The organism is Amycolatopsis sp. NPDC051061 (assembly GCF_040682935.1).
GTDB lineage: Bacteria > Actinomycetota > Actinomycetes > Mycobacteriales > Pseudonocardiaceae > Amycolatopsis.
In genome coordinates this window covers 182,411-193,066 of the sequence record NZ_JBFBBZ010000017.1, presented here as the reverse complement: position 1 = coordinate 193,066, position 10,656 = coordinate 182,411, and the positions used below count along the sequence as shown (strand labels likewise).

The window sequence follows — 10,656 nt, the reverse complement described above, 5'->3', positions numbered from 1 at the left end:
GCGTCTGACGCACCGAAGGGCCCCTTGGGTGCGTCAGACGCACCGAAGGCCACATTGGGGCGCTGGGGTCAGGCCTGCAACGCGACCCACAGCTCCGCGCGGACCCCGGGTGAGTCGAGGTCCCGGCCCAGCAACTCCTCCACTTTGCGAATCCGGTTCCGCAGCGTGTGCCGGTGCACTCCCAGCCTCGCCGCGGCAACGTCCCAATGGCCGTGGTGTTCCAGCCAGCAGCGCAGCGACGTCTCCAGGTCGCCCCGGCCCGTCGTATCGTGCTCGCGCAACGGCGTGAGCAACCCGCGCGCAAACGCTTGCGCCACCGTCGGTTCAATCAACGACAACAGCCCTCGCCCCGCGTGTTCCGCCGCCGACACCAGGGCCTTGTCCTCCGCCAATGCCGCTTGAGCGGCCAGCTCCGCCTGCTCCAGCCCCGCCGCGAAGTCCGTGGTGGACACCGGGCCCGCCAGTCCGCCGTGCAGGCCGCCGATCCGCGCCGCTGCCTCCGCCGCGACGTCGGCCGGGCCGATCGCGACCACCGACGAGCCGCGCCGTGCGGCGAACACCGGCTCGTTCTCCAGCGCCCCGAGCAGCTTGCGCCGCGCGGCGGGCGCACCGGCGAACACCAGCACCGACCACGGCGACTCCGGCGGCTCACCGCCGGTGGTCGCCAGCACCCGCAGCGCCAGCTCGGCCTGGCCACCCACCAGCAGCTCCAGCAACCCGGACCGCAGCGCCTGCCGCGCCGCGGCCTGCGCGCGATCCTGTTCCAGCGCCAGGGAAAGGACCGACACGGCGGTGTTGACGATGTGGCGCCCCGCCGTGTCGAGCGAGGCCCCGACCGCGAGCACCCGGCGCACGCTGGTGTCGAGGGTCTGCAGCACGACTTCCTGCCCGTCCAGCGCCACCACCCGCGTACCGGCGCGAAGGCGCTCCAGCTCTTCGCGCAGCGAAGGCCCGTACGCGCGTGCGCTCGCCGGAGCCGCTTCGGTGACGGTGGTGCGGTCGAAGAGCAGCACCCAGCCGTCGACGAGCTTCGCCAGCTTCCGCAGCACCCCCGCCGGACCGCCCTTGCCGACCGCCGTGCGGGTCAGCTCCTGCTGGGCGCGGCCGATCCGGACCGTCGTCGCGTACTCGTCCGCCGCGACCGCCCGCGAGACCGCGCGGGTGATCGCGATGAACGGCGTCTCGCGCGGCACCTCCAGCACCGGAAGCCCGACCGAGGCAGCCGTCGAGACCAGCGAGCGCGGGACGAAGTCGTGGCTCAGCCCGACGCCGAACCCGAGCCCCGCGACCCCGGCGCCGACCAGCCGGCGGACGTAGGCCGGCGACGTCCCTTCGTCCAGGGCCAGGCCGGTGGTGAGCAGCAGCTCGCCGCCTTCGAGGAACGCCTGCGGGTCGGTCAGCTCCGTCGGGTGGACCCAGCCGATCGGGCGATCCAGGAGAGCGTCGCCGGTCAGCACCCGCAGCCCGAGCGGGCGGTCGGCGGCCAGTCCGGCCAGCGTGAGTGCCATAACGGCACATTCTACGCCCGGATTTATACACAACGGCCAGCTGACTACGACCGGCACGCGACTCATCCTGAGGACGTCCACCCGTCCCGCGTCCGCAGGAGCACGCCGTGACCGCCAGCACCACCGCCGAGCCGCAGGCCCCGGCACCCCGGCAGCGCAGGCTGCGCACCGAAATCCCCGGCCCCGCCTCGCGCGAGCTGCAGGAGCGCCGCGCGAACGCCGTCGCCGCCGGGGTCAGCTCGGTGCTGCCCGTCTACGTCACCTCCGCGAGCGGCGGCCTGCTCACCGACGCCGACGGCAACGTCCTGATCGACTTCGGCTCCGGCATCGCGGTGACCAACGTCGGGCACTCCGCGCCCGCGGTCGTCGACCGCGTCCGCAAGCAGGCGTGCTGGTTCACCCACACCTGTTTCATGGTCACGCCGTACGAGGGGTACGTCGAGGTCTGCGAGGCGCTGGCCGAGCTGACGCCGGGCGACCACGCGAAGAAGTCGGTGCTGTTCAACTCCGGCGCCGAAGCCGTCGAGAACGCCGTGAAGATCGCCCGCACGGCGACCGGGCGCCAGGCCGTCGTCGTGTTCGACCACGCCTACCACGGCCGCACCAACCTCACCATGGGCATGACCGCGAAGTCGGTGCCCTACAAGCACGGCTTCGGCCCGTTCGCGCCCGAGGTCTACCGCGTGCCGGGCTCGTACCCGTACCGCGATGGCCTGTCAGGGCCGGAGGCGGCCGCGCTGGCCATCGACCGGATCGAGAAGCAGATCGGCGGCGACCAAGTGGCCGCGGTCGTTTTGGAGCCGATCCAGGGCGAGGGCGGGTTCATCGAGCCCGCGCGCGGCTTCCTGCCCGCGATTTCGGCGTGGTGCCGCGAAAACGGCGTCGTGTTCGTCGCCGACGAAGTCCAGACGGGCTTCTGCCGCACCGGTTCCTGGTTCGCGTCCACCGACGAGGACGTCGTCCCGGACCTGATCGCGACGGCCAAGGGCATCGCGGGCGGCCTGCCGCTCTCGGCGGTCACCGGCCGCGCTTCCCTGCTCGACGCCGTCGGCCCGGGCGGGCTGGGCGGCACGTACGGCGGCAACCCGATCGCCTGCGCCGCCGCGCTCGGCTCGATCGAAACGATGAAGACCGAGGACCTCGCGGCGTCGGCGAAGCGGGTCGAAGGTGTTGTCCTGCCGCGTTTGCGGGCGCTGGCTTCGGAAACCGGCGTGATCGGCGACGTCCGCGGGCGCGGCGCGATGCTGGCCGCGGAGTTCGTGAAGCCCGGGACAACCGAGCCCGACGCCGATCTGACCAAGCGCGTCGCGGCGGCCTGCCACCGGGCCGGCGTCATCGTGCTGACCTGCGGCACCTACGGCAACGTCGTCCGGCTGCTGCCGCCCCTGTCCCTGTCCAACGACCTGCTCGACGAGGGCCTCTCGGTCCTCGAGCACGCTGTCCGCACGGAGGCTCGCGCATGACTTTCCCCTTCTGGGTCGCCGGAAAGCCGGTGACCGGCGGCTCGACGGCCGTCGTCCGCCACTCCTACGACGGCTCTTCCGCCGGCTCGCACTTCGTGCCTTCGGCCGAGGACGTCGAAGCGGCGATGCAGGCCGCGCACGACGTCGCCGAGGAGTTCGCGACGCTGCCCGCCCACGTCCGCGCCGGAGCGTTGGACCATGTGTCCCGAGCCTTGGGTGAGCGGTCCGAAGAGATCGCCCAGCTGATCACGGCCGAGTCCGGCAAGCCGCTGAAGTGGGCGCGCGGCGAGGTCGGGCGCGCGGTCTCGACGTTCCGATGGGCCGCCGAAGAGGCCCGGCGGTTCTCGGGTGAGCTGCAGCGGCTCGACACCGACCCGGGCGGCACCGGCCGGCTGGCCCTGGTCCGGCGGGTCCCGCGTGGTCCGGTGCTGGGCATCACGCCGTTCAACTTCCCGCTGAACCTGGTGGCGCACAAGGTGGCCCCGGCGATCGCGGTCGGCGCGCCGATCGTGCTGAAGCCCGCGCCGGCGACGCCGCTGACGGCGTTGCTGCTCGGCGAGATCCTGGCTTCCACCGATCTTCCGGCGGGCTCATGGTCCATCTTGCCGGTGGACAACGAGACGTCGTCTCGCCTCGTCGAAGACCCCAGGCTGCCGGTGGTGTCGTTCACCGGCTCGGTCCCGGTCGGCTGGGCCATCCGCGACCGCGTGCCGCGCAAGCACGTGGCCCTGGAACTGGGCGGCAACGGCGCGGTGCTCGTCTGTCCGGATTGGACGGACCTGGACTTCGCGGCGCAGCGGATCGCGACGTTCGCGATGTACCAGGCGGGGCAGTCGTGCATTTCGGTCCAGCGGGTCTACGTTCACTCGGACGTCTACGACGCTTTGGTCGAAAAGGTCCTCGCGCAGGTCCAGGCGCTGCGCACGGGCGACCCGCGCGCAGACGGCGTGGACGTCGGGCCGCTGATCAACGAGGACGCGGCGGCCCGGGTCGAGTCGTGGGTTTCCGACGCGGTTTCGGCCGGCGCGCGGTTGCTGACCGGCGGCTCGCGCTCGGGGGCCACGGTCGAGCCGACGGTGCTGGCGGACGTTCCCGAGGACGCGTCGGTGATGGCCGAGGAGGTGTTCGGACCGGTGGTTTCGCTGGTCCGGGTGGCTTCGGTGGCCGAGGGAGTCTCGCGGATCAACGCGTCGCGCTTCGGGCTGCAGGCGGGCGTGTTCACGCGCGACCTGCCGACGGCGTTCGAGGTGTCGGCGGCGCTGAAGGTGGGTGGCGTGCTGGTGGGTGACGTGCCGAGCTTCCGCGCGGACCAGATGCCTTACGGCGGCGTGAAGGACTCGGGAGTGGGCCGCGAAGGCCCGGCGTCGGCGATGGCGGACTTCACGGAGGAGCGCGTCACGGTCCTGACGGGATTGACGCTGTAAGGGCGGCGTGGGCCTCGACGAGTGACGGTCCGTACCACGTGAGGTGGCGGCCCGAGACCAGGACGTACCGCGCGTCCGGGAAGTGGTCCGGGCCGTCCGCCTCCGTGAACAGGTACGGCTCGTCCGGCAGCACCAGCAGATCCGCGTCCGCCGCGAAGTGCGCCCGCAGCTCCTCCACGTCCGGCCGCGGGTACCGCTCCTCGGACTCCGCGTAGACGTTCGCCACCCCCACCCGGCGCAGGACGTCGCCGCCGAAGGTCTCGCGGCCCAGGACGATCCACGGCTTGCGCCACACCGGGACCACCGCGTGGAACCGCACCGGCCGGGTCCCGCGCCAGACCTCCTCCGCCTCCACCAGCCATTCGGGTTCTTCCAATTCGTACGCCTGGGTCAGGATCCGCCGCAGCGATCCCAGCGCCGCCGGAACCGTGGCCGCCGCGGCCATCACCCACACCGGGATCCCGTTGGCGCGCAAGCGTTCCACGTCCTCCGGGCGGTTCTCCTCCGAGTTGGCCAGCACCAGGTCGGGCGCCAGGTCCAGCACGTCGTCGATCTTCGGGTACTTGGACCCGCCCACCCGCGGCACGTCCAAGTCAGCCGGATGCGTGCAGTAGCCGGTCGCCCCGGCGAGCCGGCCGGGCGCGCTGACCTCGACCGCTTCGGTCAACGACGGCACCAGGGAAACCACGCGGGAAGCCGGGCCGCTCAACGGCACCGGCTCCCCGAGATCGTCGACCAAAGTCATGCGCGTTCGAACGACACCTTCCGCTTCTCGACGTCGACCGCGGTCAGCCGGACGCCGATCCGCTCCCCCGCGGTCAGCTTCTCCCCCGCGCACTTCGCCATCACCGTCGGGTCCTCGACCAGGATCTCCGCCTTGTTCTCGTCCGCGCGCAGCACCACCGCGCTGAACTCGCCGCCGATGTGCTCGGCCAGCACCCACGCTTCGACCTGGTCGATGCACGCCCGTTCGACCTTCGCGGCGAGCGTGTCCGACGCTGTCATCCGGTCCGGGACGTCCGCGAGCGCCGCCCGCACCCACTCCGGCACTTCGCGCCCGGCCGAGACGGCTAGGCAGATCTCCGTGGCGAACCGGTCGACCAGCCGCCGGATCGGTGCCGTGACGTGCGCGTACGCGCCGCCGATGCCCGCGTGCGTCGTCAACGCGGGCAGCTCGCCGTCGAACGCCGTGTAGCCCGCCCCGCGCAGCAGCCGCGTCGTGTCGGCGTAGAGCGCCATCGACGCCGGCTGCCCGGGGTCCAGCCGGGACAGGAACTCCGAAACGGTCGCGCCCGGCGTCCAGGTGATGCCCAGCGCTTCGGCCGAGCGACGCAGCCAGTCGACGGCTTCGGGTTCCGGGTCGGGCAGCGTGCGCAGGACGCCGACCCGCGCGTCGATCATGATCCGCGCCGCGGCCATCCCGGTGAGCAGCGAAATCTCGGCGTTCCAGGCGTCGACGGCGGTGCGCGGCCGGCGGGCCAGCACCCAGCCGCCGTCCGGGTCGCCGCTGATCTCCTGCTCCGGCAGCTGCAGCTCGACGGCGCCGCGCCGGACGGCCAGCTCGCGCCGTCGCCGTCCGAGTTCCGGCAGGGCGGCCACCGACGGGTGCGGGTTCCCGGCTTCGAGGGCGGCCTGCACCGTCTCGTAGTCGAACTGCTCGGTGGACCGGACCAGTGCGCGCCGGACGCGGGTCGCCGTCGGTTCGCCCGCTTCGTCGGTCTCGATGGTCCAGAGCACCGCGGGCCGGATCTCGCCGGGCAGCAGGCTCGCCGCGCCTTCGGACAGCACCGGCGGGTGCAGCGGGACGTTCCCGTCGGGCAGGTAGAGCGTCTGCCCGCGCGAGCGCGACTCGCGATCGAGCGGGCCGCCGGGCGGGACGAACGCGGCCAGGTCGGCGATCGCGTAGTGCACGCGGAAGCCGTGCGCGGTCCGCTCGACGACCATCGCCTGGTCGAGGTCCTTGGAGCCGGGCGGGTCGATGGTGACGAAGGGCAGGTCCGTCGCGTCCTCGCGCGGGCCGGCGCTCGCGAGGGGGTCGAGCACCGCGGCTTCCGCTTCGGCCAGCACCTCGGGCCCGAACGACTCCGGCAGCAAAAACTCGGCACGCAGGGGGCCGAAGTCCCCGCCCGCCGAGTGTGTCCTGATCACGAGGGGAGGCACCCCCCAACCCTAACCCTCGAAGGGCGTTGTGATCGCCCGATCGGGCATGGGCCGGTCGGGTGTACGTTGACCTTCACAATAATGAAAACCGTCTTCATTTCCAGAAGGGGTTCCGACCGTGAAGATCGCGTTCGTCGGCAAGGGTGGCAGCGGCAAGACCACGTTGTCGTCGCTGTTCGTCGCGTACCTCGCCGACGCCGGCCTGCCGGTGCTGGCCATCGACGCCGACATCAACCAGCACCTCGCGGTGGCGCTCGGCGCACCCGAGGAGGAAGCGCTCGCCTGGCCGACGCTCGGCGACAACATGGCCCTGATCAAGGACTACCTGCGCGGCGAGAACCCGCGGATCGCGGACGCCGCGTCGATGATCAAGACGACACCCCCGGGACGCGGGTCGCGGCTGGTCCGGCCGTTCGAGGACAACCCGGTGTTCGACGCGTGTTTCCGGCAGCTCGGCGGGGTACGCCTCGGCGTCACCGGGCAGTTCGACGAGGACGACCTGGGCGTCAAGTGCTACCACTCGAAGGTGGGCGCCGCGGAACTGCTGCTGAACCACCTGGTCGACGTCGAGGGCGAGTACGTCGTCATGGACATGACCGCGGGGGCGGACGCGTTCGCGTCGGGGCTGTTCACGCGGTTCGACGTGACGTTCCTGGTGTGCGAGCCGACGGTGCGCAGCGTCGGCGTGTACCGGCAGTACGCGGACTACGCGCGCGACTACGGCGTGCGGCTCGTGGTGGTGGGCAACAAGGTCACCGACGCCGACGACGTCGAGTTCCTGCAGGACCAGGTCGGCGGGGCGCTGCTGGGGTGGATGTCGGCTTCGCGCCACGTACGCGCGGCGGAGCGCGGCACGGCCCGGCCGATCACCGAGCTCGAGCCGCGCAACCTCTCGACGTTGCGCTCGATGCAGGCGACGGTGGACGCGGAGCAGCGCGACTGGGCGCGCTACCAGCGTCAAGCGGTCGAGTTCCACCTGCGCAACGCGGCCGCGTGGGCGGGCGACAGCCTGGCCGCGCAGGTGGACCCGGAGTTCGTGCTGGACCCGGGGCTGTCGGTCTAGTCGTCGGCGTCCTCGGCATCGGCCCGCCGGGTCCGTTCCCGCGCGATGTCGAGGGCCCGCCGGGCGGTGGCCTCGTCGGGGTACGGGCCGAGCAGGTCGATGCCGCGGCTGCGTTCGAGGTGCTCGACCTGGTTCGTGCGGGTGTTGTAGTACCAGCCCTGGTCCGGGTTCGGATCTTTCGACATGGTCCTAGGTTCGCACCAGTGGGCCGGGTTGTCAGCGCTTGTACCGATAGGGAATCTCGGTCGGCGTACCGGTGGGGCCGAAGTCCTGGTTTTCTTCGGGTTCGGCGGGCTGGTCGGTGAACTCGTCGAACCAGCCGCGCGGAGTGCCGCGGGGCGGGGTCGGCGGCTCTTGGCGCGAGGGTTGCGGCAGGGCGGGTTCCTTACCGGGGAAGACGGGGTTCGCCGAGGCCGGCGGGACGGGGGGCATCGTCCCGGGGCCGGGGAAGACCGGACGGGCGGGAGCCGCGTGGCGGGCCGGGAAGGGCTGGGGGGTCGACTCCGGGCCGGGGAAGACCGGCTTGGAGCGTGCCGGCGGGGTGGGGTTGGGGAGCGGGCCCCAGGGTGCGGCTGGCGGATAGTGGGGGGCGGCCGGTGGTTGCTGCTGGGTCGCGGGGGGTTGCTGCGGGGTTGGTGAGTGCGGCTGAGGCTGGTTCGTCGGCTGCGGCCGCGGACCGGCCGGTTGCTGCGCGGCGGGCGGTTGCTGCTGGGTCTGCGCCGGCTGGTTGGCCGGTTGTTGCTGGACCGGTGGCTGCTGCGCAGCGGCAGGCCGCTGTGCGGTCGACGGCTGCTGCGGGGTCGGCGCTGACTGGTTGGCAGGTTGCTGAGCTGCGGCCGACTGCTGCGGAGCCGGTGGCTGCTGGGTCGGCGCCGGCTGGCTGGCAGGTTGCTGCTGGACCGGTGGCTGGGGCTGCGCTTGCTGACCGGCGGGTTGGTGGGCCAGCGGTTGCGGACCGGAAGACGGTAGCGGTTGCCCAGGTGACTGCGGCTGCATGGCAGGCGCCTGCTCCTGGCCCGGCGCACCGGCAGGCGAGTACTGCTGAGCTGCGGCCGGCAGCTGCGGAGCCGGCGACGGCGATTCGGCAGGCGACCGCCGCTCGGCAGCGGCCCACGGTTGCGCCACGGCAGGCGACTGCTGCGCGGCGGCAGGCGACTGCGGCATGGCAGTCGGCGGTGGCTGCGCCGCCGACGGCGGCTCGACAGGCTCTTCCTCGGCCGCGGTCGAGGATTGCGGCTGCGGCACGGCGGGCTGCTGCTGCCCGGCGGTAGGCGGTTGCGCAGTGGGGTCTTGCTGGGTCGGCGGCGGCAGCTCAGCAGGCTGCTGCTGCACATCTGCCGACTGCGGTGCCTCCGGCGACTCCGCCGGCTGCTGCCCATCCGGCTGCGGCATTTGCGCACCATGAGGTTCGGAGGCACTGGCCTCCTGTCCGGCGGAAAGTTCTTCCCCGGCGGCGGGCCGCGGCGCTGGCGCCTCGACCTCATCCCCTGGCTTCGGCTCGCTCGACGCCGGCTGGGAGTCCTCAGCTCGGATCTCATCGCCGGGCGGAGCAGCCTCAGGCTCTGCGACATCCAGCGGCTCGGGCTCAGCCGGAGCAGGCTCGGGCCCAGCCAGAGCAGCCTCCGGCTCCGCGACTTCCTCCGGGTCGGGCGCCGCCGCAGCAGGCTCGGGCTCCGCGACATCGCGCGGCTCGGGCCCGGCCGGAGCAGCCTCCGGCTCCGCGACATCCCCCGGGTCGCGCCCAGCCGCAGCACTTTCCGGCTCTGCGGCATCCAACTCCACCGGCTCAGCCGGAGCAGCCTCGACATTCCCCAGCTCGGGCTCAGCCGGTGAAGGCGCGGCCTCTTCGGGCTGCCCCGCATCCCCTGGCTCGGCTTCCATCGCGGCGAGTTCGGCCGTCTCCAACCGACCCGCCTCCCACGGCTTCGGCTCGGCTGGTTCCTGCGGCGGCGCCTCCGGCTCGACCGCATTCCAAAGCTCGGCTGGTTCCTGCGGCGGCGCTTCAGGCTCCGGCTCCGGCGCGGACCCAGGCACTTGCACCTCGGCGGCCGGCTGGTGGACCGCGGGTTCCTCGGCCGCTTGCACCTCCACCGGGGCTGCAGACACACCGGGCGACGGTTCGCGGAACGTCACCTCAGCCGCAGGCGTCTCCGCAACCGGCTCGTCCGCCTGAGCCACGTCGGGCTCGGTCACTGGCCGGTTCCGGCCGGTCTCCGCCGGTTCGGCGATCGGCGGTTCCGGCCGTCCCTCCTGCGCCGGTGCCGCCGACCACGCCTCCGGCGCCGCATGCCGGGCCGCCTTCACCGGGCCCGGCAGCTCCGACTCCGCCGCCACCGACCACTCGCGATCCTCCGCCGGCGGCCGCCCCCGAGCCGGCCCCGGCTCCTGACCCCACGTCGAACCCGGACCCCACCCAGGCGGTGCCTGCTGCTCAGGCGTCCCCGGCACCGGCTGCGCCGCCGCTGGGGGTTGCGGCACCGTCCGCCACACCGGTGCCGGCCCGATGTTCATCGGCGCCGGCGCCTGGCCCGGCACCCGCGGAGCCCCCGGTGGTGGCGGCGTGGGACGAGCCGCCGGGCGAGGGATCGGGTCCAGCGAAGACACCAGCACAGAGGTGTTCTCCGGGTCCTCGACCTTCCGGCCACTCCGCTCGCGGTAGACCATCTCGCCGTCGGCGTCCATCTCCACCAGGTAGCCCGCCTCCGCGAGCTGCTCCTCGTCGAGGTCCGCCAGCCTCTCGTACCGCGAAGGCACCACGCGATAGATCGGCCAGGCCAGCGTCGCGTGCTCGGCGTGGAACTGGGCCAGCAACGCCGCCATCTGGTGCTGCCACGGCAGCGACATCCCCTCCGCCAGCGACCGGGGCAGCACGACGTACCCCGCGTCGACGCCGGGGTAGCCCTGGCTCAGCTGGTCGGCCAACGGCGTGCTGGACGCGGGGCGCGCCGACTGCCTCGGCGGCTGTGGCGCACCGAACAGCTCCGCCGGGTCCTGACCGGCTTTGCCTCGCTTGCCGAACTTGCGTCCCACGTGCTCAT

8 protein-coding genes are annotated in these 10,656 nt (G+C 72.8%); 3 read left to right on the top strand and 5 right to left on the bottom strand.

Annotation, left to right across the window (positions count from 1 at the left end):
• Positions 1-68: 68 nt before the first annotated feature.
• Entirely contained in the window at positions 69-1,508 is a 1,440-nt protein-coding gene (locus AB0N03_RS24260) for a PucR family transcriptional regulator (protein WP_364375814.1), read from the bottom strand.
• 107 nt (positions 1,509-1,615) lie between these two features.
• Between AB0N03_RS24260 and gabT the strand changes: the two genes are divergently transcribed.
• Positions 1,616-2,971, top strand: coding sequence for a 4-aminobutyrate--2-oxoglutarate transaminase (gabT, locus tag AB0N03_RS24255; RefSeq protein ID WP_364375811.1), 1,356 nt, complete (start codon positions 1,616-1,618; stop codon positions 2,969-2,971).
• The gene (locus tag AB0N03_RS24250) at positions 2,968-4,395 is read left to right on the top strand and encodes an aldehyde dehydrogenase family protein (protein WP_364375808.1); all 1,428 of its coding nucleotides are present in this window, start codon (positions 2,968-2,970) and stop codon (positions 4,393-4,395) included. The genes gabT and AB0N03_RS24250 overlap by 4 nt, the downstream gene beginning before the upstream one ends.
• Here AB0N03_RS24250 and AB0N03_RS24245 read toward each other — a convergent pair.
• Both AB0N03_RS24245 and AB0N03_RS24240 read right to left on the bottom strand, forming a co-directional pair.
• Positions 4,367-5,140, bottom strand: a complete 774-nt coding sequence (locus AB0N03_RS24245; protein ID WP_364375805.1) for a helical backbone metal receptor — start codon at positions 5,138-5,140, stop codon at positions 4,367-4,369. The genes AB0N03_RS24250 and AB0N03_RS24245 overlap by 29 nt on opposite strands.
• Entirely contained in the window at positions 5,137-6,543 is a 1,407-nt protein-coding gene (locus tag AB0N03_RS24240) for an RNB domain-containing ribonuclease (RefSeq protein ID WP_364375802.1), read from the bottom strand. Before AB0N03_RS24240 ends, AB0N03_RS24245 begins: the two co-directional genes overlap by 4 nt.
• A gap of 130 nt (positions 6,544-6,673) precedes the next feature.
• On the opposite strand from AB0N03_RS24240, the gene AB0N03_RS24235 reads away from it, so the two are divergent.
• On the top strand, positions 6,674-7,618 hold the full coding sequence (locus AB0N03_RS24235) for an ATP-binding protein (RefSeq protein ID WP_364375799.1): 945 nt from the start codon (positions 6,674-6,676) through the stop codon (positions 7,616-7,618).
• Here AB0N03_RS24235 and AB0N03_RS24230 read toward each other — a convergent pair.
• Complete coding sequence (locus AB0N03_RS24230; RefSeq protein WP_364375796.1) at positions 7,615-7,803, bottom strand: hypothetical protein; 189 nt, start codon at positions 7,801-7,803, stop codon at positions 7,615-7,617. The two genes, AB0N03_RS24235 and AB0N03_RS24230, sit on opposite strands and share 4 nt — an antisense overlap.
• A 31-nt stretch (positions 7,804-7,834) precedes the next feature.
• On the bottom strand, positions 7,835-10,648 hold the full coding sequence (locus AB0N03_RS24225) for a hypothetical protein (RefSeq protein ID WP_364375793.1): 2,814 nt from the start codon (positions 10,646-10,648) through the stop codon (positions 7,835-7,837).
• Between the last annotated feature and the right edge of the window lie 8 nt (positions 10,649-10,656).

Bases quoted from the DNA above. Each gene is read 5' to 3' on its own strand.
- AB0N03_RS24245 (WP_364375805.1), bottom strand. From the start codon at position 5,140: ATGACTTTGGTCGACGATCTCGGGGAGCCGGTGCCGTTGAGCGGCCCG.
- AB0N03_RS24250 (WP_364375808.1), top strand. From the start codon at position 2,968: ATGACTTTCCCCTTCTGGGTCGCCGGAAAGCCGGTGACCGGCGGCTCG.
- AB0N03_RS24260 (WP_364375814.1), bottom strand. From the start codon at position 1,508: ATGGCACTCACGCTGGCCGGACTGGCCGCCGACCGCCCGCTCGGGCTG.
- AB0N03_RS24230 (WP_364375796.1), bottom strand. From the start codon at position 7,803: ATGTCGAAAGATCCGAACCCGGACCAGGGCTGGTACTACAACACCCGC.